At 71.5% G+C, this 24,603-nt stretch carries 23 protein-coding genes; 14 read left to right on the top strand and 9 right to left on the bottom strand.

The features are described from left to right. Positions 1–88: 88 nt before the first annotated feature. Entirely contained in the window at positions 89–1,399 is a 1,311-nt protein-coding gene (locus OG251_RS03625) for an alpha/beta hydrolase family protein (RefSeq protein ID WP_326675606.1), read from the bottom strand. A 230-nt stretch (positions 1,400–1,629) separates the two neighbouring features. Beyond that, complete coding sequence (locus OG251_RS03620; RefSeq protein WP_326675605.1) at positions 1,630–2,553, bottom strand: alpha/beta hydrolase; 924 nt, start codon at positions 2,551–2,553, stop codon at positions 1,630–1,632. Between the two features lie 58 nt (positions 2,554–2,611). On the opposite strand from OG251_RS03620, the gene OG251_RS03615 reads away from it, so the two are divergent. The 6 genes from OG251_RS03615 to pgm all read left to right on the top strand — a co-directional run bounded on the left by OG251_RS03615 (position 2,612) and on the right by pgm (position 9,616). Further along, positions 2,612–3,169, top strand: a complete 558-nt coding sequence (locus OG251_RS03615) for a helix-turn-helix domain-containing protein (RefSeq protein WP_326675604.1) — start codon at positions 2,612–2,614, stop codon at positions 3,167–3,169. Positions 3,170–3,362: 193 nt separating this feature from the next. Continuing rightward, the gene (locus OG251_RS03610) at positions 3,363–4,328 is read left to right on the top strand and encodes a PmoA family protein (RefSeq protein ID WP_326675602.1); all 966 of its coding nucleotides are present in this window, start codon (positions 3,363–3,365) and stop codon (positions 4,326–4,328) included. Next, positions 4,325–5,287 carry a D-2-hydroxyacid dehydrogenase gene (locus OG251_RS03605; RefSeq protein WP_326675600.1) on the top strand — a complete coding sequence of 321 codons (963 nt, stop codon included), beginning with the start codon at positions 4,325–4,327 and terminating at the stop codon, positions 5,285–5,287. Before OG251_RS03610 ends, OG251_RS03605 begins: the two co-directional genes overlap by 4 nt. A gap of 12 nt (positions 5,288–5,299) precedes the next feature. After that, positions 5,300–6,517 carry a mandelate racemase/muconate lactonizing enzyme family protein gene (locus tag OG251_RS03600; RefSeq protein ID WP_326675599.1) on the top strand — a complete coding sequence of 406 codons (1,218 nt, stop codon included), beginning with the start codon at positions 5,300–5,302 and terminating at the stop codon, positions 6,515–6,517. Between the two features lie 156 nt (positions 6,518–6,673). After that, complete coding sequence (locus OG251_RS03595) at positions 6,674–7,750, top strand: chitinase (protein WP_326681132.1); 1,077 nt, start codon at positions 6,674–6,676, stop codon at positions 7,748–7,750. A gap of 219 nt (positions 7,751–7,969) precedes the next feature. Next, positions 7,970–9,616, top strand: a complete 1,647-nt coding sequence (pgm, locus tag OG251_RS03590) for a phosphoglucomutase (alpha-D-glucose-1,6-bisphosphate-dependent) (protein WP_326675598.1) — start codon at positions 7,970–7,972, stop codon at positions 9,614–9,616. Between the two features lie 84 nt (positions 9,617–9,700). Here the strand turns inward: pgm and rho are convergent, their stop codons facing one another. The 4 genes from rho to OG251_RS03570 form a co-directional block, all read right to left on the bottom strand. After that, a complete protein-coding gene (rho, locus tag OG251_RS03585; RefSeq protein ID WP_326675597.1) occupies positions 9,701–10,840 on the bottom strand; it encodes a transcription termination factor Rho in 1,140 nt (379 codons plus the stop codon). Positions 10,841–11,217: 377 nt separating this feature from the next. Beyond that, positions 11,218–12,261 (bottom strand): methylmalonyl Co-A mutase-associated GTPase MeaB, encoded by a 1,044-nt coding sequence (gene meaB / locus OG251_RS03580; protein WP_326675596.1) that lies wholly within the window; start codon positions 12,259–12,261, stop codon positions 11,218–11,220. A gap of 12 nt (positions 12,262–12,273) precedes the next feature. Further along, positions 12,274–14,526: a methylmalonyl-CoA mutase gene (scpA, locus tag OG251_RS03575; protein ID WP_326675595.1), complete on the bottom strand. Its 2,253-nt coding sequence runs from the start codon at positions 14,524–14,526 to the stop codon at positions 12,274–12,276. Beyond that, positions 14,526–16,388, bottom strand: coding sequence for a methylmalonyl-CoA mutase family protein (locus tag OG251_RS03570; protein ID WP_326675594.1), 1,863 nt, complete (start codon positions 16,386–16,388; stop codon positions 14,526–14,528). Before OG251_RS03570 ends, scpA begins: the two co-directional genes overlap by 1 nt. 292 nt (positions 16,389–16,680) lie before the next feature. Here OG251_RS03570 and OG251_RS03565 point away from each other — a divergent pair, with 292 nt between their 5' ends. From OG251_RS03565 to OG251_RS03550, 4 genes are all read left to right on the top strand, one after another. Then, positions 16,681–17,478: a tyrosine-protein phosphatase gene (locus OG251_RS03565; RefSeq protein WP_326675593.1), complete on the top strand. Its 798-nt coding sequence runs from the start codon at positions 16,681–16,683 to the stop codon at positions 17,476–17,478. A 308-nt stretch (positions 17,479–17,786) separates the two neighbouring features. Beyond that, complete coding sequence (locus tag OG251_RS03560; protein WP_326675592.1) at positions 17,787–18,191, top strand: J-domain-containing protein; 405 nt, start codon at positions 17,787–17,789, stop codon at positions 18,189–18,191. A 183-nt stretch (positions 18,192–18,374) separates the two neighbouring features. Then, positions 18,375–19,226, top strand: a complete 852-nt coding sequence (locus tag OG251_RS03555) for a DUF1206 domain-containing protein (RefSeq protein ID WP_326675591.1) — start codon at positions 18,375–18,377, stop codon at positions 19,224–19,226. A gap of 33 nt (positions 19,227–19,259) precedes the next feature. Then, a complete protein-coding gene (locus tag OG251_RS03550; RefSeq protein WP_326675590.1) occupies positions 19,260–19,781 on the top strand; it encodes a GNAT family N-acetyltransferase in 522 nt (173 codons plus the stop codon). A gap of 138 nt (positions 19,782–19,919) precedes the next feature. Here the strand turns inward: OG251_RS03550 and OG251_RS03545 are convergent, their stop codons facing one another. Next, positions 19,920–20,306 carry a VOC family protein gene (locus tag OG251_RS03545; RefSeq protein WP_326675588.1) on the bottom strand — a complete coding sequence of 129 codons (387 nt, stop codon included), beginning with the start codon at positions 20,304–20,306 and terminating at the stop codon, positions 19,920–19,922. Positions 20,307–20,611: 305 nt separating this feature from the next. Here OG251_RS03545 and OG251_RS03540 point away from each other — a divergent pair, with 305 nt between their 5' ends. Further along, entirely contained in the window at positions 20,612–21,169 is a 558-nt protein-coding gene (locus OG251_RS03540; RefSeq protein ID WP_326675586.1) for a DUF6328 family protein, read from the top strand. A 5-nt stretch (positions 21,170–21,174) separates the two neighbouring features. Here the strand turns inward: OG251_RS03540 and OG251_RS03535 are convergent, their stop codons facing one another. Continuing rightward, complete coding sequence (locus OG251_RS03535; protein WP_326675585.1) at positions 21,175–21,999, bottom strand: VOC family protein; 825 nt, start codon at positions 21,997–21,999, stop codon at positions 21,175–21,177. A 13-nt stretch (positions 22,000–22,012) separates the two neighbouring features. Then, on the bottom strand, positions 22,013–22,345 hold the full coding sequence (locus OG251_RS03530) for a DUF6479 family protein (protein WP_326675584.1): 333 nt from the start codon (positions 22,343–22,345) through the stop codon (positions 22,013–22,015). A 246-nt stretch (positions 22,346–22,591) separates the two neighbouring features. On the opposite strand from OG251_RS03530, the gene OG251_RS03525 reads away from it, so the two are divergent. From OG251_RS03525 to OG251_RS03515, 3 genes are read left to right on the top strand one after another with little or no spacing between them, the layout of a single operon-like run. Next, positions 22,592–22,978: a hypothetical protein gene (locus OG251_RS03525; RefSeq protein WP_326675583.1), complete on the top strand. Its 387-nt coding sequence runs from the start codon at positions 22,592–22,594 to the stop codon at positions 22,976–22,978. Positions 22,979–22,995: 17 nt separating this feature from the next. Beyond that, a complete protein-coding gene (locus OG251_RS03520) occupies positions 22,996–23,559 on the top strand; it encodes a 2Fe-2S iron-sulfur cluster-binding protein (RefSeq protein WP_326681131.1) in 564 nt (187 codons plus the stop codon). Then, on the top strand, positions 23,556–24,554 hold the full coding sequence (locus OG251_RS03515; protein ID WP_326675581.1) for an FAD binding domain-containing protein: 999 nt from the start codon (positions 23,556–23,558) through the stop codon (positions 24,552–24,554). Before OG251_RS03520 ends, OG251_RS03515 begins: the two co-directional genes overlap by 4 nt. Positions 24,555–24,603: the final 49 nt, after the last annotated feature.

Here is a 24,603-nt window from a genome sequence, read left to right as displayed (position 1 = left end):
GCTCGGGCCGGGAAGCGTGCGGATTCTCGCCCTCTGCCCAGCGGGCGCCCGGCACGTCCGGTCCCTCCCTGCCGCCCCGCCGTCCCGGCTACGGCACGAACGAGATGTCCGGGTAGCGCGGGGACGGTGCGGACAGCAGACGGCTGTCGTGGCCGCGCAGATGGAGGTCGAAGAATGCGCCCAGATAGGCGCGTTCGGCGGCGACGGCCCGGTCGGCGTCGATCGTGCCGATGCCGGCGGTCAACTGGGCCACCACCTCCGGCGGGAGGGGGAGCGCCCGCTCCAACTGCTGTACCAGCGGCGACAGATCGGTATAGGTCTGGTGTCCCGAGTCGCGCAGGCGCAGTTCGAGGTGCCAGCCACGCAGATGTGACCAGAACTGTTTCCAGGACGGGTCGTTGTGACGCCCGTGGTTGGCGTTGCTCATCAGCAGGAACGGGCGGTCGAGGCCGGTGGCGGCGACGGCTCCGTTGAAACTGCCGTCCAGATCGACACCGGCGAGCACACGGCTGTCCCGTGCCATGACCTCGGCGGCGGTGTCACCGCCGAGTGAATGCCCGAACATGCCGATCCTCGACAGATCGAGGGAGCCGCGCACCCCCCGGGGCAGCTGCCCGTGTCCGGCGCCCGAACCGCTGCCGCTGTGCGCGGCATTCGTCGCCCTCCCGGCGTTCAGCGCGGCGAGTCTGTCCAGGACGAACCCGGCGTCGTCCATACGGACCCGCAGCGCCTTCCTGACGTCGGCATCGGTCGGCCGGGCCGGCTGCCTGCCCAGCTCCAGCCGGCCGCCGGGGAACTCCACGATCTGACTGTCGTACGTGTGGTCGATGGTCACGACCGCATAGCCCCGGCCGGCCAGGTCCTCGGCGAGCGCGGTACTGAGCCCACGCTGCGCGCGGTAGCCGGGGGAGAAGAGGATCACCGGATGACCGCCGGGGTACGGGCGCACGGGCGCGCCCTCATGGCCGTGGGTCAGTGGGAAGTCCACGTGGTCCATCGGCGTCCGCAGGTCCTTGCTGATCTGCTGCCGGAACTGGGCCGCCGCCTTGGGTGGCAGCAAGGGGGCGCGCCGGAAGCCCCGGGTGCTCCGTGCCGGGTACCACAGGGTGATCATCAGCTCGCGCGGTGACGGGTGCGACGTCCACGGATCCTGGCGCGCACGGTCGATCAGGTGCAGGGAGAGGGTCCCGATCTGCCGCGGTCCGGCCGGCCTCGGCAGCGTCAGCCGTACCCGGCCCGTCCGGATTCCGGTGGCCGATCGTGAGCCCGCCCCCGCGGGCAGGGCGCCGAGAGGGCGGGTGTGCGCCTCGGCCACGCCCGCGGTGGCGAGCACAAGTCCCGCCGCCCCGGCTGCGGTCAGTACTGATCTGCGTGTCGGGCGGCCTGCTGCGTCGCTCATCGGCATTCCTCATCTGTGGTCGGAGGTCACGCGGCCTTCTCCCGTCGAGACTGGCAGCGTCGCGGCGCCCGCCGACGGCGCACGGCGGGAACTCCGGGTACGACCGGGGACATCCCCGACTCGCGCTCAGGGGCGCGTACGCCGCCGGTGAAGGGAGCCTCGGGACGGGTGGGACGGGGCGAGACGAGACGGGGGGCCGGGGAGGATGTGGAGCGGGCTTCCGTCGGCCATCACGCGGTTCCGGCCCGCAGGTCATGGATCGAGCGGAGCACGACCTCCCAACGCTCCTCGTGAAGCCAGCCGTGCCCGGCGTCGTCAAGGATCCGGTGCTCACCGTGCGGGACCGAGGCGACCAACTGCGCGTGCAGCGCGGTCTTGGCCTCGTTGATCCTTCGCAGGGTCTGCGCGGACCACAGCTGGGCCTGGGTGTCGTCGTGCCCCAGGACCGTGATCACGGTCAGCGGTACGTCCGGGAGGTCCGGCGCGTTCCGGAGTTCGTCGGCGACCTCGCCGTACAGATTCCGGTCCTCGTGCAGCCCGGCCTTCCAGGCGGCCGTGATGTGGTGCTCGATGAGCGGTTCGCGGACGGGGAGCGGCCATGTCTCGAAGAGCGGTGCGACCTGGTCACGGGCTTGCCGGAGCTGTTCCCGCGTCAGCTCCGGCACGTCCCGGGCGTGCATCTGCGCCAGCTTGTCCCGTGCCTCCTGGGGGCCGTGCGCGTGAAGGTCCTCGTGGAAGGGGTCCAGCAGGAGCAGCCCGGCCACCTCGTCGGGGAAGCGCTGCGCGTAACGGCGCGCGTAGGCGCCGCCCAGTGAGTGGCCCACCAGTACGTAAGGAGCGGGAACACCGGCGGCGCGCAGGACCGCGTGGAGTTCGTCGGCAACCTCGGCGGCGGAGCGGGGGAGTTGGGCCCGCGCACTCCACCCGGTCCCGGCGCGGTCGTAGAGCACGCTGGTGGTGAACTCGGCCACCTTGTCGTGAGTGTTCAGATAGTCCAGGCCCACCATCCCGGCGCCCGGCAGGAAGACGACGGCCGGGCCCCCGGTGCCGGAGCGGTGCAGCATCAGCTGTCGCCCCCCGATGTCGTACAACCGGCCGAGCGGTGGCCGCGGGAGTGCGGTCCGGGGCTGATCTGCGGGTGACTGACGCGACATGGTCCGCTCCTGGTGTTCTCAAGTTTGAGAAAGGTATCGAAGATGAGAACATACATCCATGGACACGGTCGATCTGCTCCTGCACCCCGTACGCATGCGCATCGTGCACGCCATGTACGACGGTGGGACGCGCACGACCACCGAACTCTGCGCACTCCTGCCCGATGTCTCGAAGGCCACCGTCTACCGGCATGTCGGCCTGCTGGCCGACGGCGGCCTGCTGACGGTGGAGGGTGAGCGGCGGGTCCGCGGCTCCGTCGAGCGTCAGTACCGGCTGCACCGCTCCCGCGCGACGATCGACGCCGCCACGGCCTCGTCGATGTCGCTGGAGGACTACCGCCGCGGCTTCGCCGTGGCCATGGCCACCTTGATGGCCGAATTCGACGCCTACCTCGACCGTGACGGCGCCGAACCGACCGCGGACCTGGTGGGTTTCCGTCAGCACGCGCTCTGGCTGAGCCAGGATGAACTCGCCGAGATGATCAACGACCTGCGCGGCGTGATCGTGGCCCGAATGAACCGTGAACCCTCGCCGGAGCGCTCGCGCTATCTGCTCAGCCCGATCCTGTTTCCCGCCGAGACGCGAACGCCGCGAACGCCGGACCCGTACGCCTGACCCGTACGCCGGGCAGGAGTGGTGGGCGGTCCTCCGGTTCTCCACGCAGCCGGCCGTGCGGCGCGGTTCACCATGTGCCGCAGCGCCGGCAACGCCCCTTCCGCTCCGGTGCCGTGAGCTGTTGACGTCTCCGGAGTGAAGGCCATAGGTTCGTGGAAAGCGCTTTCCAGGCGTATCCACAGGAGACTCGGACATGAGCAGTCCACTGCGTATCACGCATGCCCACGGGGACCGGATCACGGTCACGGACGAGAGCGGCGGCGTCGATCTCATCAGCTACGTCTACCGGCCGGAAGCGGCCTGGGAGGCCCCGAAGCCGTATCTGCATCCCATCCGCACGCTCGGCGATAACGTTGTCACCGACTACCGTCCGAACGACCACCGATGGCACAAGGGCCTGCAGATGACGGCCTCCCATCTGTCCGGACAGAATCTGTGGGGCGGCAACACCTATGTCCACGGCCAGGACTACGTGCCGCTGCCCGAACGCGTCGGCTCCATGGCCCACCTGGGCTTCGACGAGGTCGCGGCGTCGGACGGGCGCGCGGTCGTCGCCGAGCGGCTGAGCTGGCGTCATCATGACGGTACGCACTGGGCGGACGAGCTGCGCCGTATCGAGGTGCACGACGTGGAGTACGCCCCCGCGCCCACCGGCACGGGGGCGACCGCCGAAACGGGCGGCACCTGGACCCTGACCTGGTCCAGCGCCATCACCAACCGGCGTGCCGAGCCGCTGCGCTTCGGCAGCCCCACCACCCACGGCCGGGAGGCCGCGGGCTACACCGGGCTCTTCTGGCGCGGGCCGCGCGCGTTCCGGGGCGGGCGGGTGCTCGGCCCGGAGGGTGAGGGGCCCGGACTGATGGGGACGCAGGCCCCCTGGCTCGCCTACAGCGGGGAGCACGACGGCGCCGACGGGCACGGCACGCTGATCTTCCGGCACGCCCCGGAGAACGACCACATGGGGAAGGACGGCACCCATCCCGCGCACTGGTTCGTCCGCAACGAGCCCTTCGCCGCCGTCGCCCCGTCCTTCGCGTTCTTCGACGAACTGGAACTCGCGCCGGGCGACACCCTCGCCCGCCGCTACCGCGTCACCGTCGCGGACGGCGCGTGGGACCGCGGACGGATCGAGACGTACCTGGAGGAGCACCCGTGGTGAGTACAGGTACGAACGACGCCCGCCTGTACGTGGAGTTGACGCTCGACGACGATGAGCGGGCGCGCCTTCGCAACCTCTGGCGCGGGCCGGTCCGGTTCGCGGAGCCGGGGACCACCGGCGCCGACGACGCGCGGGCCCTCGCCGACGCCGACGTAGCCCTGGGCAATCCGCGGGCGGACCGGGTCGCCTCGGCGCCCCGGCTGCGCTGGCTACAGCTCGCCTCGGTCGGGATCGACAGCTACCTGGGGCTCGACTGGGCGGTCCTGGGGAGGCGGTTGACCGTCACCAACCTCGGCGACCTCTTCGCCGACCCGGTGGCCGAGTCGTGCCTGGCAGGCATCCTCGCGCTCCACCGGGGCATCGATGAGCTGTCCGGCCTCCGTGCGCGGGGTACCTGGGCCAAGCCCGTGGTGCGGCCCCGGCTGCGCCTGCTGACCGGCGCGCGGGTGCTCGTCCTGGGCCGGGGGTCCATCGCCCGGCGGCTGGCCGAACTGCTCGGCCCCTTCGGCTGCGCCGTGTCGCACTTCGCCCGCGGTACGGGGGACATCCGTACCCTCGCGGAGCTCGATGAGCGACTGCCGTCCTTCGACGTGGTGGTCGGACTTCTGCCGGGCACCGCGGAGACCCGCGGTCTGCTCGACGCGCGTCGGCTCGCCCGGCTGCGGCCCGGCGCGGTCCTGGTGAACGCGGGGAGGGGATCGCTGGTGGACGAGGACGCCCTGGTGGCCGAACTCGCCTCCGGCCGGCTCGGCGGCGCGGTGCTCGACGTCACCGAGCAGGAGCCCCTGCCCTCCGGGCACCCGCTGTGGACCTGCCCGAACGTCGTCCTCACCCAGCACACCGCCGGCGGCTCGGACGACGAGAGCAGCCGGGTCATCGATCTGTTCGCGGAGAACAGGCTGCGATACGGGACCAGGGCACCGCTGCGCAACACCGTGCAGTGGACCCGGGGATTCTGAGGTGACGACAGGATGAGTGAACGCACAGATCCCGGCGCCCGGATCGCGGCGATCCGGCCGGTGCTGCTCAGCGCTCCGTACGCGGATCCGGAGAACCTCGAAGTGATCACGTCCCTGCCCACGGGGTGGCGGACGACCGGCCTGGTCGAGGTGACTCTGGACGACGGCACGACCGGGCTCGGCGAGGCGTACCTCGCGGTCTTCGCGCCGCGGGTCTTCACGTCGACGGTCGAGCTGATGGCCCCCTATCTGGTGGGACGCCCGGCCGATGATCTGGCCGGCCGGTATCGCGACATGGTTCTCGTCACGGGGTACTGGAGCCTCCAGGGGGCCGCCCGGCACGTCGTGTCGGCCGTCGAGACCGCCCTTGTCGACGCGCTCGGCAAGCGGGCGGGCCGCCCGGCGTACGAGGTGCTGGGCGGCCGCCGCGCCGACCGCATCCGGCTGTACGCCAGTGGGGGTGATTCGGCCTCGCCCCCGGCGATGGGTGCCGAGATCGAGGCCGTCGCCGCACTCGGCATCGGCACGTTCAAGATCAGGGCCCGCGGCCACGAGGTGGACAAGGCCGTGTGGACGCTGGAGCATGCCGCGCGCCACGGCGTGGGCATCGCCATCGACATGGCGCAGAACCTGGCCGATCCCGGACAGTCGGCGGCGGACACCCTGGCGTTCCTGGACGCGGTCAGGGCCAGGACCCGGGAGCCGGTGCACTTCCTGGAGGAGCCGTTGGGCCCGGCCCGTACGGCGGACTACCCCGCTCTCCGGCGGGCTGCGGGCTGCCCCGTGGCGGGCGGCGAAACGGTTTCCACGGCCGAGGAGCTGGCCGAGCGGATGGCGCGGGGGTGCTACGACATGGTGCAGCCGGACGTCACCGTCGTCGGCGGCCCGCGGCAGGCGCTGGCCGTCTTCGCCGGGGCTCGGGAGCACGGTGTCGAGCCGGTCGTCCACTGCTGGGGCAGTGCCGTGTGCCAGGCCGCGAACTACCATGTGGCCTTCGCCGGGGGCGGGCGGCTGGCCGAGTGGCCGATGCCCGGCTACCCCTTGCGGTCCGAACTCCTCGCCGAACCCTTCCGGCTGGAGTCGGGACACCTCCGTGCCCCGCGGGCTCCGGGGCTCGGTGTACGGCTCGACCCGGAGACGGAGCGGCGCTACCCGTTCCGTGAGGACGCCGTCTACCGCTGTCTGGTCACCCTGCCGCAGGCAGCGCCGGGAGTGTGGGACATGGCCTGATCGCCACCCGCCCGCCAACTCGGGCCACTTGGTCCAGACCTATTGACCGGAGGTCTGGACCATTTTACGGTTTGGCAGGGTCACGACATGGGTGGGGTCGGGTGCGAACCTTTCGCGCCGGACGGCGGCAGGCCCTGGCGGGAAGGGACACGGATGATGGGTCGCACGTCACGTCTGCTGGGCATCGGTCTGGCAACGGCGTTCGTCGTACAGATGATGGTCGCGGCGGCGCCGCCGAGTGCGGAGCGGGCGGACACGCCGAGCGCGGCGCAGGCGGACACCTGCGCGGTGAAGTCGAAACCTGCGGGCAAGGTCCTCCAGGGCTACTGGGAGAACTGGGACGGCGCGGCGAACGGGGTGCACCCGCCGCTCGGCTGGATCCCGATCACCGACTCCCGCATCACGGGCCACGGGTACAACGTCATCAACGCGGCCTTCCCCGTCATCCGCTCGGACGGAACCGTCCTGTGGGAGGACGGGATGGACGCGACGGTCAAGGTCGCGACCCCGGCGGAGATGTGTCAGGCCAAGGCGTCCGGCCTCACCACCCTCATGTCGATCGGTGGTGCGGCGGCCGGGATCGACCTGAGCTCCAGCGCCGTCGCCGACCGCTTCGTCGCGACGGTGGTGCCGATTCTGAAGAAGTACAACTTCGACGGCATCGACATCGACATCGAGACAGGGCTTGTCGGCAGCGGCAACATCAATCAGCTGTCGGCCTCGCAGGCCAACCTCATCCGGATCATCGACGGGGTGCTCGCTCAGATGCCGTCGAACTTCGGCCTCACGATGGCTCCCGAGACGGCGTACGTCACCGGGGGCAGCGTGGTCTACGGCTCCATCTGGGGCGCGTACCTGCCCATCATCAAGAAGTACGCCGACAACGGCCGCCTCTGGTGGCTGAACATGCAGTACTACAACGGCAGCATGTACGGCTGCTCCGGAGACTCCTACTCCGCGGGAACGGTCCAGGGATTCACCGCGCAGACCGACTGCCTCAACGCCGGGCTCGTCGTCCAGGGCACCACGATCAAGGTGCCCTACGACAAGCAGGTGCCCGGACTGCCCGCGCAGCCTGGCGCCGGTGGCGGCCATATGTCGACCGGGCTCGTCTCGCAGGCATGGAACCGCTACAGCGGCGCGCTGAAGGGCCTGATGACCTGGTCCCTCAACTGGGACGGTTCGAAGGGCTGGACCTTCGGTGACAACGTGAAGTCCCTGCAAGGCCGTTGACCGACACGGTGCACCGGGCGGCGTCGGCGCCCGGTGCACCACCGGCCGGCTCCTCCGGGACGGAGCGGCCCGCCGGTGTGCCGCTCGCCGTCGGACCGCGGCGCGAACCGGTCAGCGCGGCCGCAGGCGGCGCCGGGGATCGGGTACATATCGTGGTGCCCGTCCGCACCGGGCGGTGGCCCGCCCGCGCGGGCCGACCGACGACAACGAGGAGAACCGATGGTGCACGAACGGGCCGGGCAGCCGGCACAGCCCGGAGATCTGGTCGATGTGGCGCGGCTGGTGACGGCCTATTACGCCCTCCACCCCGACCCGGCGGAACCCTCCCAGCGCGTGGCCTTCGGCACCTCGGGACACCGCGGCTCGGCCCTCTCGGCCGCGTTCAACGAGGACCACATCGCCGCCACCACCCAGGCGATCTGCGAGTACCGGTCCCGGCAGGGAACCGACGGGCCGCTCTTCCTCGGCGCCGACACCCACGCCCTGTCCGAGCCCGCCCGGGTCACCGCGATCGAGGTGCTCGCCGCCAACGGGGCGCTCGTCCTCATCGACTCCGACGACGGCTACACCCCCACCCCCGCCGTCTCGCACGCCATCCTCACGTACAACAGGGGCCGCACCGGCGGCCTCGCCGACGGCATCGTGGTCACCCCGTCGCACAACCCGCCCGCCGACGGCGGTTTCAAGTACAACCCGCCGAACGGCGGACCGGCCGGCTCGGACGCCACCTCGTGGATCCAGGACCGCGCCAATACCCTGATCGAGGGCGGGCTCAAGGAAGTCCGCCGCATCCCGTACACCCGGGCGCTGGCCGCCGCGACCACCGGCCGCCACGACTTCCTGACCGGATACGTGGACGACCTGCCGTCCGTACTCGACCTGGACGCCGTACGGGAGGCGGGGATCAGGATCGGCGCCGATCCGCTCGGCGGCGCCTCGGTCGCGTACTGGGGCCGTATCGCCGAACGTCACCGGCTCGACCTCACCGTGGTCAATCCGCTCGCCGACCCGACCTGGCGGTTCATGACGCTGGACTGGGACGGCAGGATCCGGATGGACTGCTCCTCGCCGCACGCCATGGCCTCACTGATCGCCCAGCGCGACGCCTACACGATCGCCACCGGGAACGACGCCGACGCCGACCGGCACGGCATCGTCACCCCGGACGGCGGTCTGATGAACCCCAACCACTATCTGGCCGTCGCCATCCGCTACCTCTTCTCGCACCGCGAGGGATGGCCCGCCGGTACGGGTATCGGCAAGACCCTCGTCTCCTCGTCGATGATCGACCGGGTCGCCGACGACCTCGGCCGCCCGCTGGTGGAGGTGCCGGTGGGATTCAAGTGGTTCGTCGACGGGCTCTTCGACGGCACTCTGGGCTTCGGCGGCGAGGAGTCGGCCGGCGCCTCGTTCCTGCGCCGCGACGGCCGCGTCTGGACGACCGACAAGGACGGCATCCTGCTCGCCCTGCTGGCCTCCGAGATCACCGCGGTCACCGGGTCCACCCCGTCCCAGCACTACGGCGAGCTCACCGCCCGCTTCGGTGACCCGGCCTACGCCCGCGTCGACGCGCCCGCGACACGGGAGGAGAAGGCGGTGCTGGCCCGGCTCTCCCCGGACCAGGTCACGGCCGACACCCTCGCGGGGGAGCCCATCACGGCCGTCCTCACCGAGGCGCCGGGCAACGGTGCCGCGATCGGCGGCCTCAAGGTCTGCACGGACAGCGCCTGGTTCGCCGCCCGGCCCTCCGGCACCGAGGACGTCTACAAGGTGTACGCGGAGAGCTTCCAGGGCCCCGCTCACCTGGGCCAGGTGCAGGAGGAGGCCCGCGCCCTGGTCTCCACCGCCCTGGGCGGCGCCGGCTGACGGCCGCCGGGTCCGGCTCCAGGATCTCCGGAGCCGGACCCGCCGGTGGGAGCCCCTGGCCGTCACCGGGCTTTCCCGAGGTGCTCAGGTGCCGGGAACGGTCCGGTGCACCTGACGGAGGAACGTGGCGTTGTCCGGGGTGCGGCGGAGCTTGTCCAGCAGCGTCTCCAGGGTGGCCTGACCGTCCCTGGCGTGGAGGGCGCGGCGCAGTCCCCGAACGACGGTCAGTTCGGCTGCGGGCAGCAGGAGTTCGTCCCGGCGGGTGCCCGACGGGGCGATGTCGACGGCCGGGAAGATCCGCTTGTCCGCGAGCGTCCGGTCCAGGCGGAGTTCCATGTTGCCGGTGCCCTTCAGCTCCTCGAAGAAGTAGTCGTCGGCCCGGGATCCGGTTTCCACCAGGGCCGTTGCCAGGATGGTGAGCGAACCGCCCTCCTCGGCCAGGCGCGCGGCACCGAACAGCTTCTTGGGGCCGCCGAGCGCGGCCGCGTCGACGCCACCGCTCAGCGTGCGCCCGCCCGCTCCGGCCGCGTTGTTGTGGGCCCGGCACAGCCGGGTGAGGGAGTCCAGCAGCAGGACGACGTCCTGGCCCTGCTCGACCAGGCGCTTGGCGCGTTCCACCGCGAGGTCGGCGAGAGCGATGTGCTCCTTGGCGGGCCGGTCGAAGGTCGAGGCGAACACTTCGCCCCGTACCGAACGGCGCATGTCGGTGACCTCCTCCGGACGCTCGTCCAGGAGGACCACCATCAGATGGCACTCGGGATGGTTGGTGGCGACGGCCGCGGCGAGCTGTTGCAGCAGCACGGTCTTGCCGGTCTTGGGCGGTGCGACGATCAGTCCGCGCTGTCCCTTGCCGACGGGCGCGATCAGGTCGACCAGGCGCATCGCGGGCCCGCCCTGCGCGGTCTCCAGGCGCAGCCGGTCGCGGGGGTGGAGCGGGGTGAGATCGCGGAAGTGGGGGCGGCCGAGCAGCGCGCGGGGGTCACGGCCGTTGATCCGGTCGATCGCGGTCAGGGCGCGCGGCCGCTCGCAGGTGCCCTCGACGACATCGCCCTTGCGCAGGCCGTGCCGGCGGATCAGTGCGGGCGACACCTGAATGTCGTCGGGGGAGGGGTGGCCGCCGTTGACGCGGAGCGTGCCGTGTCCGTTGTTCGTGGTGTCGAGGACACCAGCGGTCCGGACGGGCCGGTGTTCGGCGGCAATGGGGCGTTCGAGTGTGGTGGTCATGAGAGGAGGTCCTTTCGCGGACAGGCGAACGAGAGGCCCGGCGATCGGAGGGGCGGCGATATCACGCCCCGTACCACGGGCGGAAAGAGCCCGGACCGGACTGAGAAGTGGTGCGAGAAAGCTGGATCACGGGTCCTGAGAAGGACGAGCGCAACAGCGGGGGAGAGAAATTAGCACCGGAGCCCGAATACGGGGGCTTACACACGTGCTGTTCGCACTGTACCACTAAGAATGGAGGCAAGGGGAGAGGGGGGCGACGGACGGAAGGCCGACCGCCCGACCGCCGCCGCCGGGCAGCCCGCACCGCACTACTACTGCCTGCCTGCCGCCCCCGCACAAGGTCGAGGCCCGGTGCGGGGGCGGGGGCGTCCGGCCGATCAGCCGCGCGGCCCCGGCGTCGTCCCATCGCCGTCACCGCTGCCATCGACAGCGTCGCCGTCGCCGCGGAAGACACCGAGAATGCGCTCGGCGGCGAGTGTGGCCGTCAACTCGCCTTCCCGTACGCGGTGTTCGAGATCCGGGGCGAGCTCCCGTACCGCCGGATGGTTGCGCAGGCTGTCCAGCAGGTCGTCGCGGACCATCGTCCATGTCCAGTCCACCTGCTGCTCGCTGCGCTTGGCCACCAGCCGCCCCGTGGACTCCAGGAGGGACCGGTGCTGCTCCAGCCGCTCCCACAGCGTGTCGAGACCGCTCGACTCCCGGGCGCTGCAGGTGAGGACCGGGGGAGTCCAGGCGGCGTCGACCGGGTGCATCAACCGCAGCGCGCCCGCCAGTTCACGCGCCGCCGAACGGGCATCGCGCTCGTGCGGACCGTCGGCCTTGTTGACCGCGATGGCGTCCGCCAGCTCCAGCACCCCCTTCTTGATGCCCTGGAGCTGATCGCCGGTGCGGGCCAGGGTGAGCAGCAGGAACGTGTCGACCATGTTGGCGACGGCCGTCTCGGACTGGCCGACGCCGACCGTTTCCACCAGCACCACGTCGTAACCCGCCGCCTCCATGACCACCATGGACTCACGGGTCGCCCGTGCCACCCCGCCCAGTGTTCCGGCGGTGGGCGAGGGGCGTACGAACGCGTTCCGGTCGACGGCCAGCCGTTCCATCCTGGTCTTGTCACCCAGGATGGAGCCGCCCGTGCGGCTGGACGACGGGTCGACAGCCAGCACCGCGACCCGGTGCCCGAGCCCCGTGAGCATGGTGCCGAGGGCGTCGATGAACGTGGACTTGCCCACGCCGGGCACTCCGCTGACGCCGATGCGCCGGGCCCGCCCGGAATGCGGCAGCAGCTCACCGAGCAGACGCTGGGCCAGCGCCCGGTGATCGGGGCGGGTCGACTCGACGAGAGTGATGGCGCGGGCGATGAACGCCCGTTTCCCGTCGAGCACCCCGTTGACATAGGCGTCGATGTCGATCTTCACAGCCATCCGGTCAGCGGCTCACAGCTCGTGGCCGAGCGCGGCGGCGAGCCGCGTGACCAGGTCGTGTGCGGCGTCCGGGATCACCGTTCCCGGCGGGAACACCGAGGCGGCGCCCGCCTCGTGCAGGGCCTCGATGTCCTGCGGCGGAATCACCCCGCCCACCACGATCATGATGTCCTCGCGCCCCTCCGCGGCCAGTTCCTCGCGCAGCGCCGGGACGAGGGTGAGGTGCCCGGCGGCCAGCGAGGAGACGCCCACGATGTGCACGTCGGCCTCGACCGCCTGGCGGGCGACCTCGCCCGGCGTCTGGAAGAGCGGGCCGACGTCGACGTCGAAGCCCAGGTCGGCGAAGGCGGTCGCGATCACCTTCTGGCCGCGGTCGTGGCCGTCCTGGCCCATCTTGGCCACCAGGATGCGCGGACGGCGGCCCTCGGCCTCCTCGAACTCGTCGACCAGCTTGCGCGTGCGGTCCACCGAGGGGGACTCTCCTGCCTCTTTGCGGTACACCCCGGAGATCGTACGGATCTGGCCCGCGTGCCTGCCGTAGACCTTCTCCAGAGCGTCCGAGATCTCCCCGACCGTGGCCATGGCGCGCGCGGCCTCGACCGCCAGCGCCAGCAGATTGCCCTCCAGGCCCGGCCCCGGCTCCCGTCCGGCCGCGTCCGTCAGCGCGCGCAACGCGTCCTGGCAGACCCTCTCGTCGCGTTCCTCGCGCAGCCGGCGCAGCTTCTCGATCTGCTGGGTGCGGACGGAGGAGTTGTCGACCTTGAGCACATCGATCTGCTCATCGGTCTCCACCCGGTACTTGTTGACCCCGATGACGGGCTGGCGCCCCGAGTCGATCCGGGCCTGGGTGCGGGCGGCGGCCTCCTCGACCCGGAGCTTGGGGATGCCGGCGTCGATGGCCTTCGCCATCCCTCCGGCCGCCTCGACCTCCTCGATGTGCTGCCAGGCCCGCTCCGCCAGGTCGTGCGTCAGCTTCTCCACGTACGCGCTGCCGCCCCACGGGTCGATGACCCGGCAGGTGCCGGACTCCTGCTGGAGCAGCAGCTGGGTGTTGCGGGCGATCCGCGCCGAGAAGTCCGTCGGCAGGGCCAGGGCCTCATCCAGGGCGTTCGTGTGGAGCGACTGGGTGTGCCCCTGGGTGGCGGCCATGGCCTCCACACAGGTGCGGGTGACGTTGTTGAACACGTCCTGCGCGGTCAGGGACCAGCCCGAGGTCTGCGAATGGGTCCGCAGGGAGAGGGACTTGGCGTTCTTCGGCTCGAACTCCTTGACGAGCCTGGCCCACAGCAGCCGGGCCGCCCGCAGCTTGGCGATCTCCATGAAGAAGTTCATGCCGATCGCCCAGAAGAAGGAGAGCCGCGGTGCGAACGCGTCGACGTCGAGCCCCGCCGCCCGGCCCGCCCGCAGATACTCCACACCGTCGGCCAGGGTGTAGGCCAGCTCCAGATCGGCCGTCGCCCCGGCCTCCTGGATGTGATAGCCGGAGATGGAGATCGAGTTGTAGCGCGGCATCCTCTGCGAGGTGAACGCGAAGATGTCGGAGATGATCCGCATCGAGGGGCCGGGCGGATAGATGTAGGTGTTGCGGACCATGAACTCCTTGAGGATGTCGTTCTGAATGGTCCCGGCCAGCTTCTCCGGCGGTACGCCCTGCTCCTCGGCGGCCACGATGTACAGCGCCAGCACGGGGAGCACCGCACCGTTCATCGTCATCGACACCGACATCCTGTCCAGCGGGATGCCGTCGAACAGCTGACGCATGTCGTAGATCGAGTCGATCGCGACCCCCGCCATGCCGACATCGCCCGTCACCCGGGGGTGATCGCTGTCGTAGCCGCGGTGGGTCGGCAGATCGAACGCGACCGAGAGGCCCTTCTGCCCCGCCGCGAGGTTGCGCCGGTAGAAGGCGTTGGACTCCTCGGCCGTGGAGAAACCCGCGTACTGACGGATCGTCCACGGCTGGTTCACGTACATCGTCGGGTACGGGCCGCGCAGATACGGCGCGATGCCGGGGTACGTCCCCAGGGAGTCCAGACCGTCGAGGTCCTGCCCGGTGTACAGCGGCTTGACCGTGATGCCCTCGGGGGTCTCCCACAGCAGATCGGTCTCAGGGCCGCCGGTCGACTCCTTCACCGCGGCCCGCCACGCGTCGGCCGTCGCGGTGGGCGGTGCCTGGGACTCCAGCGGGACGGTGGAGAAGTCCGGCACCGGGCTCACGGGTGTCCCCGCGGCCATGGAGGTCTCGCGGGTGTCGGGGGTCTGCATCACGCCACTCCCATGCGGTCGAGTACGGAGGAGAGGACGGCGATCGCGTCGCAGCCGGCGAATACGAAGGAGTCGACGCCGGGGTGATCTCCGGGCCGTCCGGCGAGGAACACCTGACCGGCGCCCGCGGACCTGAGCGCCGAAGTCACCCCTTCCGCGTGCTCCGCGTAGAGCGGGTCGGAGGAGCACAGGCACGCGACCGTCGCCCCACTGGCGGCGAACGCCCCGGCGGCCGTCGACGCGTCCACCGACACCGGGTCGTGCACCGCCTCGATCCCGCCGGCGAGGAAGAGGTTCGCCGCGAAGGAAGCCCGCGCCGTGTGTGCCGAAGCGGGGCCCAGTGCGGCGATGAACACCTTCGGGCGCGCCCCCGTCGCCGCCAGATGAGCGTCCGAACGGGCCCGCAGCGCCTCGAACGCCTCGTCACGGCGGACCTTCGGCAGCCCGCCCTCCGGTGCGCCGGGGCCGGCGGGCACGGGCTCGCGCTCCACCGGCCGCTCCATCAGCTGCGGGAACTCGCTGACCCCGGTCACCGGCTCCTTGCGCCGGGCCAGGTCCTTGGACCGGGCCGCCCAGGTGGCCGCGAGCCGCTCCGCGACCAGCCCGGAGCGCAGGGCGGTGGCCAGGCCGCCCGCCCGTTCGATCTCCTGGAAGAAGGACCAGGCGGCGGCGGCGAGTTCGTCGGTGAGCCGCTCCACGTACCAGGAACCGCCCGCCGGGTCGATGACCCGCGCCAGATGCGACTCCTCCATCAGGATCGTCGAGGTGTTGCGGGCGATCCGCCGGGCGAACGCGTCCGGCAGGCCCAGCGCGTGATCGAACGGCAGTACGGTGACGGCGTCGGCCCCGCCGACGCCCGCGGCCAGCGCGGCCAGTGTGGTCCGGAGCATGTTCACCCACGGATCACGGCGCGTCATCATCACCGGTGAGGTCACGGCGTGCTGACGCTGCGCCCCCGCTCCGGCGGCCCCGCACGCCTCGGCGACCCGCGCCCACAGCCGGCGCGCGGCCCGCAGCTTGGCGATGGTCAGGAACTGGTCGGCGGTGGCCGCGTAACGGAACTCCAGCTGTGCGCAGGCCGCTTCGACGGACATCCCGGCCCCGGTCAGCGCCCGCAGATAGGCGACCCCGGTCGCCAGGGAGAGACCCAGTTCCTCGGCGGCCGAGCCACCGGCGCCGTGGTACGGCAGCGCGTCCACGCCCATCGCACGCAGCCCGGGGTACTCGCGGTCGCACACCCCAGCCCAGTGGACGGCGGCGGTGAGGTCGGGCTCGGCGCCGGTGCGGGCCGCCTGTCCGAGCGGGTCCGCGCCGAGACTGCCGCGCGCGGCGGCCTTCGGTACTCCCCGCTCCTCGTACAGGCGGAGCAACTCCCGTACCGCTGAATCGAATTCGGTGGGGGCGTCGAGGGCGACGGGTGCCAGGTCGAGATAGACGCCGTCCAGCGCGCGGGCGAGGCCGGAGACCGGAATCCCGGTGGGGGCGCCCACGGTCAGCCACAGTGAGGTGACGCCGTTCTCCAGATCGCCGAGCACGGCCTCGTTGAGCCGGGCGGGGTCCGGCAGCGCGTGGCGCTGCCGGACATCCCAGCCGGCCGCTGCCGTCCCCTCCGCCCTGCTGCCTCTGGTGAAGGGGGCGAAGCCGGGAAAACCGGTGTCGGGCGAGGTGTCGTGCGAGGTGTAGAGGGGCCGGGTGGTGAGCCCGTCCTCCAGCGTGGTGGACAGCGCTTCCTCCGCTGCCGCGCCCGAGACTTCCTTGCCCGACTTGCGCAGTACGCCTTCGACGAGGCTCTGCCACTGGTCATGGGAGGGGTCAGGGAACCCGGCGGCCGGAGGGAGCCCGTCAGCAGGCAGGACCGTCATGCTCAGATGTTAGGTCAGGGCATGGAATGAGCAGCAGGGGCACCGTCTGTGACCTTGCCCTCTCCGGAACGCACTTGATCCTTTACGTACCGTGGCGTAACCGGCCGGGCCGTGCGGCGTCGGAGGGGCCGCGCGGGTGTGGCGGGCCGCTCCGCGCCCGCCGGGGATCGGCGACCGGCCGATGCCCCGGAGTGGTGTCCGGCGTTTTCCGTTGTCGATTCCCGCGCCGCATGCGACGTTGATCCTGATATGCGTAATTCACGTAGTTAATCAGGAAAAGAGGCATTTCATCGTGCAGACCGCCCGGGCCGTCCCGGCCGCCACCGTTGTCAATCTGCGCGATCTGGGCGGCATCGCCCTGGGGTGCGGCCGCCGGGTGCGGCAGGGAGTCCTCCTGCGCTCGGGGCAATTGAGCGACCTCGATCCGCAGCGCGACATGGCGGTGGCCGCACTCGGCATCCGTACCGTTGTCGATCTGCGCACCGCCGATGAGCGCCAGTGGGCCCCGGACCGGCTGCCGGCCGGGGCCAGGCTCTTCGTCGCCGATGTGCTCGGGGGGCACCCGGGTGTCGCCCCGGCCAGGCTGCGGGCGCTGCTGGCCGACCCGGAGGAGGCGAGCCGGGCGCTGGGCGGCGGCAGGGCCGAGGGGCTGTTCGCCGACACCTATCGGCAGCTGGTGCTCTCGCCCGGTGCCGCGGCAGCGTACCGGGCTCTGGTGGAGACGGCGGCCGATCCACGGGCGAGACCGGTGCTCTTCCACTGCACGGCGGGCAAGGACCGTACCGGCTGGGCGGCGGCCCTCCTCCTGATGATCGTGGGCGCGTCGAGGGAGGTCGTCAGGGCGGAGTTCCTGGCGGTGAACCCGGCGGTGCGGGCGGCATTCGCGCCGTACGTCCAGAAGTTCCTCGACGCGGGCGGCGACCCCGACATCGCCTCCGCGATCACCGAGGTCCGCCCCCGCTATCTGGACGTGGCGCTGGATGCCATGGAGGAGCGGTGGGGCGGGCTCGACGGATATGTGCGTGACGGGCTGCGGATCCCCGAATCCGCGATGGAGCGGCTGCGCGGCGAACTGGTGATGCCCGTCTGAGGGCTGCCCCGAGCTCGGCCCAACACCCCTGGGGGCGCTCTGCGCGCCGGAGAGCCGGGCGGTCTCGGCCTCACCGTGAGCAGGAACGGCCGCCCGGTCACCGGCCTCCGGCCCTGTTTTGGGCGTACGGGCACCTCGTCGCCCTGCACTCGGGCGACCCGGCCCCTCTGTACTCCCACCCGAACGAGGGCGGACCCGGCACGGAGGTGCTCTTCACGGCGACCGCGCCCAGCGAGGGCACCTGCCGGCTGCGGCGGTCTGTGTATCGTGAATGTGCTGGATCGGAAGACCTTCGAGAGGGGCACGCGGTGACTGAACGGAAGCCGGCCGGGGTCAGTTTCGAATCCTGGGTCGACAAGCAGATCCGTGAGGCCGAACAGCGTGGCGACTTCTCCCGGCTGCCCGGTTTCGGCAAGCCGCTCGCCGGCCTGGAACGCCCGTACGACGAGGCGTGGTGGATCAAGGCGAAGATGCAGCGTGAGGGCCTGTCCGTACTGCCACCGGCCCTGGCACTGCGCAAAGAGGCGGAGGACGCCCGCGACGCGTTGCCCGGAGCCAGGAACGAGGCCGAGGTGCGGCGGATCCTGACCGAGGTGAACGAGAAGATCCGGAAGGCGGTCCTGATGCCGCCCGCGGGGCCGCCGCTGAACCTCACGCCCTTCGACGTCGAGGCCACCGTCCAGGAATGGCGCGCCGAGCACGGCCGCGCCTGACGCGTTCGCCCCCTTCGGTCTCCTTCCCTCCCTCTCGCCCTTCCCTTCCCGCCCCCTGCCTCCCTGCTGCCCGCAGGACCCGTCGGAGCCGGACCGGCCCACGTCCGACGCATCGAAGTCCTCGCTCCGGGCACTCGCGTTGTACGCAGATGTGCCGCGCACCAGGAGATGAAGGAGGCCGACGTGACATCAGCACACGCCCATGGGCGACGTGGTGGAGCGAAGCGGGGAGGCAGACGCTCCGCGCAACGCTCCGCCCCGCGCGAGACGTTCACCGCCGCGGGCCGGGCGGGATTCATGGCCCGCGGCGTGGTCTATGTCCTCATAGGGGTCCTGGCGGCCCGGATCGGTCTCGGCGACCGCGGGGAACAGGCCGACCGGCAGGGCGCGCTGGGGCAGGTCGCCGCGCAGCCGTTCGGCAACGTGATGCTGTGGACACTGGTCGTCGGTTTCGCGGGCATGGCCCTGTGGCGGGGCTCCCGCGCGGTCCGTGGCAAGGGCGGCGGCGCCAAACAGGCGGGTTCGCGGCTGCTGGACGCGGGCCGGGCCGTCTTCTATGTCTCCGTCGGCTGGGGAACGGCCGTCTACGCGGCCGGGCAGGGTCAGGGGGCCGACGGCGACGCCCAGTCGCGCGACTGGACTGCCAAGGCACTGGAACTTCCCTACGGGCAGGTCATGGTGGGCGCCGCGGGCTGTGTGCTGATCGGCGTCGGCGTCGTACTCGCCGGGCGCGCGGGGCTGAGGCGCTTCCTGCGCCGCCTGGACACGGGCGCGATGAGCCGCCGGACCAAGCGAGCGGTCACGGTGCTCGGCGTCGGCGGGGGAGTGGCTCGCGGCGCCGTGTTCGCCGCGGCGGGTCTCTTCGTCGTGGTCGCGGCGGTCCGCTTCCAACCGGACGAGGCCAAGGGGGTCGACGAGACGCTCCGCAGCTTCGCCACGACCCCGGCGGGTCCATGGCTGCTGATCGCGGTCGCCTTCGGCCTCGTGCTGTTCGGGGTGTTCTCGTTCGCCTCCGCCCGCTGGCGCCGACTGTGAGTGCCCACCTGACCGATACGTCATACTTCCTGTATGACGTCACGCATGACGACCTCGCGGAGCGGCCCGCACCGCGACGACGTGGTGATCCGGCGGGCGACGGCGGGCGACGCCAAGCGGCTCACCCGGTTGGTCAGGACCTCGCGTGCGTATGAGGGCCCCTACGCGCCGATGGTGGCGGGCTACCGGGTCGGACCGGACTACATCGAGACGCACCGGGTCTTCGTGGCCACGACCGGGGCCACCGCCGCCGCCCCCGGAACCGAAGCTGCCGGCCCCCGGGTGTTCGGCTTCTACTCGCTGGTCCTCTCGCCGCCGGAGCTCGACCTGATGTTCGTCGCCGACGACGCCCAGGGGCTCGGCATCGGGCGGCTCCTCGTCGGCCATCTGCGCGACGAGGCGCGGCGTGCCGGGCTGAGCGGTGTGCGCATCGTCGCGCACCCGCCCGCCGAGGGTTTCTACCGCAGTGTGGGGGCCGAGCGCACCGGCACACTGGCCGCCAACCCGCCCGCGGTGATGTGGGACCGGCCCGAACTGATGCTCGCGGTCGTTTGAGCGATCCGGCCAGGTCCGAGAGCTTCGCGTCGGCGCGCCCCCTGAGTGTGCCGACGGGCGGGAAGAAGGCGCGGAGGGCGCCCGGCCGGCAGTGGCCGGGCGCCCTCCGCGTTCCGACGCGCTCAGGGAGTCCGAGGGCTACGACCAGCCGCCGTACGGACGCGTGATGAGCTCCAGGGCATGACCGCTCGGATCGAGGAAGTACACGCCCCGGCCGCCGTCATTGTGGTTGATCTCGCCGGGGAGCTTCTTGTGGGGATCGCCGTAGTAGGCGATGTCCTGTTCCTTGATCCGGGCGAACGCCGTGTCGAACTCCGCCTCCGAAATGAGGAAGGCGTAGTGCTGCATCGTGATCGAACCCTCGGGAATCGTCGCGAAGTCCAGGGTGACGCCGTTCGCGAGGACGACCGGAATGAAGGGGCCCCATTCCGCCCCGACCTCCAGGTCCAGAAGGTGCGCCAGGAACTCGGCGGATTCCCGATTGTTCCGGCAATGAACGATGGTGTGATTCAACTCGACTGACACTGTGGAATGCCTCCAACGGGCATCTCACGGGCTACCTCCACGCCTCACCCGGCCGGTGACCGACGCGCGATGCCGTGCGAGTGATCCTAGGCGCGCGGGCGGAAGGGCGTCGAGAGCCCAGGATGCGATGGCTGGTTTCCGCCCGCCGGGCGGGCCGTCGCCCCGCGGTCGTTCCGGCGGGCGGAGTCGCCCGTGATGCGGTCACCTTGGAGATACCGGGTTCACCTCGCGGCACCGGGGGAACCCGTAGCACCTCGCGCACCGTGAGGGAGCCGACCCGCACAGGCGCAGTGAGGAGGCAGCCGGTGGTACGGAGATCCGGCGGTGCCCGGGACACGGGCACGGACCGCGGGGAGAACCCGGACAGCGGGCGTCAGGAGACCGAGGAGGAGCGGGCGGACCGGCGGTGGAGCGATCTGCTCCAGGAGTTGCGCGTCGCCCAGACCGGCGTGCAGATCCTGTTCGGCTTTCTGCTCGCCGTGGTCTTCCAGCCACGGTTCGCCGAGCTTTCGGTGGCCGACCGCAACATCTACGTGGTGACGGTGCTGCTCGGCGCGGCGACGGCGGCCACGCTCATCGGGCCCGTCTCGTACCACCGGCTGCTCACCGGCCGCCGGCTGAAACCGCAGACGGTCACCTGGGCCTCGCGCCTGACGGTGCTCGGGCTCGTGCTGCTGTTCTGCACGATGTGCTCGGCCCTGCTGCTGATCCTCCGTGTCACCCTGCACAACGGGCTTGCCCTGTGGCTGGCGGGCGGCATGGCGCTGTGGTTCCTGATCTGCTGGTTCGCGTTCCCGCTCCGGGAACGCGTCCGCGCCGCCGCGGGTACGGCCCCGCACCGGCGGTCCGGGCCGCCCAACTGACGGGGTCAGCCCCCCGTGGACGCCGGGCTGCGCACATCGGTGATGGTGAAGAGCGCGCCGTCCGGGTCGCGCAGGGTCGCCTCACGGCCCCGGAGCACGGCCTGCTCCTCGATCAGCGTCCCGCCGTGCGCTCGCGCGGCCGCGACCGTTTCGGCCAGGTCCGCCACGGGGAACTGGACCTGCCAGTGCGGGCGCACCACGGGGTCCACGGCCGCTTCCACCGCTCCGGAGCTGATCCGGGCCAGCGGGCGCCCCTCGCACCGGACGATGACCTCTTCCCCCTCGTACGCCACGTCGCAGCAGCCGGGGCGCCCGCCGGCCCAGTCGAGCACCTCGCCGTAGAAGATCGCGGCGTCGAACGCGTTCCGGGTCCGCAGCCGCAGCCAGGCGTGCGAATGGTCCTCCGGTGCGGGGGGCGAGGTGGCGGGTGCGGTCCGCTCCCAGAGGCCGAACGCCGCACCGTCCCGGTCGGCCGCCAGGACCCCGCGCCCCTTGCCGAGCGCCAGCGGGCCCACGGCCACCGTTCCGCTGCGCTCACGGATCCGGGCGGAGGCGACATCGGCGTCCTCGACGGCGAAGTACGGCATCCAGGCCACGGCGACCTGGTAGACGGCCGACATGGCGCTGATCCCGGCGACGGGCACCCCGTCGCGGCGTGCGACGGAGAACTCCTGGCCGAGCCTCCCCGGGCGGAACGTCCAGCCCAGCACCTCACCGTAGAACTGCTGCGCGGCCACCAGATCGCGGGTCATCAGATTGACCCAGCACGGTGCCCCCGCTCCTGTCAGCGGCGCCGGACCCGGGGCCGTACCCGATGCGCTTGTGCTCATGACCCCACCGCCTTCATCGGTTCTGCGGGGGATCCACGTCGGGCGGGATCACCTCATTGCCGTGGTCGCCGAGCTCGTACGGTGACAGGCCCCGGCCGTCCTCGGGAAACCGGTCCGAGCCGTGCACGTCGGGCTCCTCGATATGGCTGCGGTGGTCGGGCATGTGCGGTTGCTCGTCGGGGCGCGGAGGCGGCAGTTCCGCGTCCCGTTTGCGCATGCCCCACCAGAAGGCACCGATCAGCACGGCCACCACGGCGACCCCGGCGATGGGCAGCACGACCCCGAGGGCTCCCGCGTCCGCGAGCGTGGTGGCGAGGGAAGCCTGGGCTCCGTTCGTTACGTCCATGCATGCCGCATACCCCGGATAAAGCCCAACAGTCGACTAACTGCGTTAATTCATATTTTATGGGGATGTAAAAGAAAAAATGTTTCATATGGTGCGCCCGGCTCCCTGACCCGCTGATCATCACGGTTCGCCGGGCACGGCCCGTGCCCGGCGAACCGGGTGGCGCTCTCGTGTCGCCGCCGGCCGGCTGCTGGGTGAGCCTGGAGGGGGTCCCCGAATTCCCGGCTCCCAGCGGAAGGAACCACGGTGAACAGCACGCGAGAGCAGAGTCGAGACCACCCGGCGGGCCGCGAAGTCGTGGTCGCGCTGACCGGATGCGCCACGGAGGACGCCAGGACCGTCTTCGACGTGCTGCGTCGCTCCTTCGACTCCGACCGCCCCGGGAGCGACGCACCCCAGGAGGGGGCGGGACCGCGCCCGACCGTGTGGATGGCCACGGTCGACGTGTCCGAAGCGAGGGCGCCGGCCGAACCCGCACAGCTCTCGGCCCCGGTCACGGTCGATGTGCAGGGCGGCTACTGGGCCGTCGAGCGATTGCGCGGCCAACTGACGGGCGCGTTCACGGTACGGGTCGTCGGCACCGCCGCCGGTGACCAGGAGGAAGAAGTCCGACTGCGGCTGGAGAGCCACTGATGGAACCCCTCGACTCCATGCCGCTGGACGCCGGAAGCCACGACACCGGACGGCGCCGGGCGGCCGACGAGCGCTCCACCCTCACCCTGTACGTCAACGGCACGGCGACGACCCTGACCCTCGACCACCGCACCACCGTCCTGGACATGCTGCGTGAGCACCTGGGGCTCACCGGGGCGAAGAAGGGCTGCGACCACGGGCAGTGCGGTGCCTGCACCGTGATCGTCGACGGCCGCCGCGCCAACAGCTGTCTGCTGCTGGCCGTCGCCCACGACGGCGCCTCGGTCACCACGGTCGAGGGACTGGCCGACGGGGACTCGCCGCACCCCGTGCAGCGGGCCTTCGTGGACCGGGACGCCCTCCAGTGCGGCTACTGCACTCCGGGACAGATCTGTTCCGCCGTCGGCATGCTCGGCGAGGCGGCGGACGGCTTCCCCTCGCACGTCACCCCCCGGTCCACCGGGCCCGGCGGACCCGCCGCCCTGGACGCGGACGAGATCCGCGAGCGCATGAGCGGCAATCTGTGCCGCTGCGGCGCCTACCCCCGCATGGTCGAAGCGATCGAGGACGTGGCGCCATGAAACCGTTCGCCTACCTGCGCCCCGCGTCCGCCGCCGAGGCGGTCCGCCTCGGCGCCGCCCGGCCCGGCTCCCGGTTCCTCGGCGGCGGCACCAACCTCGTCGACCTGATGAAACTCGGGGTCGAGACGCCCGGACTGCTCATCGACATCGGCGGACTGCCACTGGACCGGGTGACCCGTACCCCGGACGGCGGCCTGCGCATCGGCGCGACCGTGCGCAACAGCGACCTCGCCGCGCATCCGGACGTACGCGTCCACTACCCCGCCCTCTCCCAGGCCCTGCTGGCCGGCGCCTCGGGACAGCTCCGCAACACGGCCACCACCGGCGGAAACCTGCTCCAGCGCACCCGCTGCCCGTACTTCCAGGACATCTCCAAGCCCTGCAACAAGCGCTCACCCGGCTCCGGCTGCCCCGCCCGCGAGGGCGCCCACCGGGACCTCGCGGTCCTGGGACACTCCGCGGAGTGCGTCGCCACCAACCCCTCGGACATGGCGGTCGCCCTCGCCGCGCTCGACGCCACCGTCCTGCTGCTCGGACCCGAGGGCGAACGAGCCGTGCCCCTCACCGAATTCCACCGGCTGCCCGGTGAGAACCCGGATCAGGACACCGTCGTCCGGCCCGGGGAACTGATCACCGACGTGCTGCTCCCACCGCGCCCCGACGGCGCCGTCTCCCTCTACCGCAAGGCCCGCGACCGGGCCTCGTACGCCTTCGCCCTGGCCTCCGTCGCCGCGCTCGTCCAGGTACGCGACGGGCGCATCACACACGCCGCACTGGCCTTCGGCGGACTCGCCCACCGACCCTGGCGCGCCCGTACCGCGGAAGGGGTCCTGCGGGGCGCACCTGCCACGAGGGCCACGTTCGCGCGGGCCGCGGACGCCGAACTCGACGCCGCCCGGCCGCTGCGCGACAACGCGTTCAAGGTGGACCTCGCCCGCAGGATGGCGGTCGACGCCCTGGGCGAACTCACCGGGCAGCCCGCGCCGACGACCTGAAACCCCCGACAACCCGAACCCGCCCCGACGACCCGACACCGGATCAAGG

This window comes from Streptomyces sp. NBC_01237 (assembly GCF_035917275.1).
In the GTDB taxonomy this organism is placed as follows: Bacteria; Actinomycetota; Actinomycetes; order Streptomycetales; family Streptomycetaceae; genus Streptomyces.
Note: the sequence above shows the minus strand (reverse complement) of the source record. Positions and strands in the feature narration are given on the sequence as shown.

What these genes read in the sequence shown, in the direction of transcription:
- OG251_RS03625 (WP_326675606.1), bottom strand. Translation starts at nt 1,399, where the DNA reads ATGAGCGACGCAGCAGGCCGCCCGACACGCAGATCAGTACTGACCGCA.
- OG251_RS03620 (WP_326675605.1), bottom strand. Translation starts at nt 2,553, where the DNA reads ATGTCGCGTCAGTCACCCGCAGATCAGCCCCGGACCGCACTCCCGCGG.
- OG251_RS03615 (WP_326675604.1), top strand. Translation starts at nt 2,612, where the DNA reads ATGGACACGGTCGATCTGCTCCTGCACCCCGTACGCATGCGCATCGTG.
- OG251_RS03610 (WP_326675602.1), top strand. Translation starts at nt 3,363, where the DNA reads ATGAGCAGTCCACTGCGTATCACGCATGCCCACGGGGACCGGATCACG.
- OG251_RS03600 (WP_326675599.1), top strand. Translation starts at nt 5,300, where the DNA reads ATGAGTGAACGCACAGATCCCGGCGCCCGGATCGCGGCGATCCGGCCG.
- OG251_RS03595 (WP_326681132.1), top strand. Translation starts at nt 6,674, where the DNA reads ATGGGTCGCACGTCACGTCTGCTGGGCATCGGTCTGGCAACGGCGTTC.
- pgm (WP_326675598.1), top strand. Translation starts at nt 7,970, where the DNA reads ATGGTGCACGAACGGGCCGGGCAGCCGGCACAGCCCGGAGATCTGGTC.
- rho (WP_326675597.1), bottom strand. Translation starts at nt 10,840, where the DNA reads ATGACCACCACACTCGAACGCCCCATTGCCGCCGAACACCGGCCCGTC.
- meaB (WP_326675596.1), bottom strand. Translation starts at nt 12,261, where the DNA reads ATGGCTGTGAAGATCGACATCGACGCCTATGTCAACGGGGTGCTCGAC.
- scpA (WP_326675595.1), bottom strand. Translation starts at nt 14,526, where the DNA reads ATGCAGACCCCCGACACCCGCGAGACCTCCATGGCCGCGGGGACACCC.
- OG251_RS03570 (WP_326675594.1), bottom strand. Translation starts at nt 16,388, where the DNA reads ATGACGGTCCTGCCTGCTGACGGGCTCCCTCCGGCCGCCGGGTTCCCT.
- OG251_RS03550 (WP_326675590.1), top strand. Translation starts at nt 19,260, where the DNA reads ATGACGTCACGCATGACGACCTCGCGGAGCGGCCCGCACCGCGACGAC.
- OG251_RS03535 (WP_326675585.1), bottom strand. Translation starts at nt 21,999, where the DNA reads ATGAGCACAAGCGCATCGGGTACGGCCCCGGGTCCGGCGCCGCTGACA.
- OG251_RS03530 (WP_326675584.1), bottom strand. Translation starts at nt 22,345, where the DNA reads ATGGACGTAACGAACGGAGCCCAGGCTTCCCTCGCCACCACGCTCGCG.
- OG251_RS03520 (WP_326681131.1), top strand. Translation starts at nt 22,996, where the DNA reads ATGCCGCTGGACGCCGGAAGCCACGACACCGGACGGCGCCGGGCGGCC.
- OG251_RS03515 (WP_326675581.1), top strand. Translation starts at nt 23,556, where the DNA reads ATGAAACCGTTCGCCTACCTGCGCCCCGCGTCCGCCGCCGAGGCGGTC.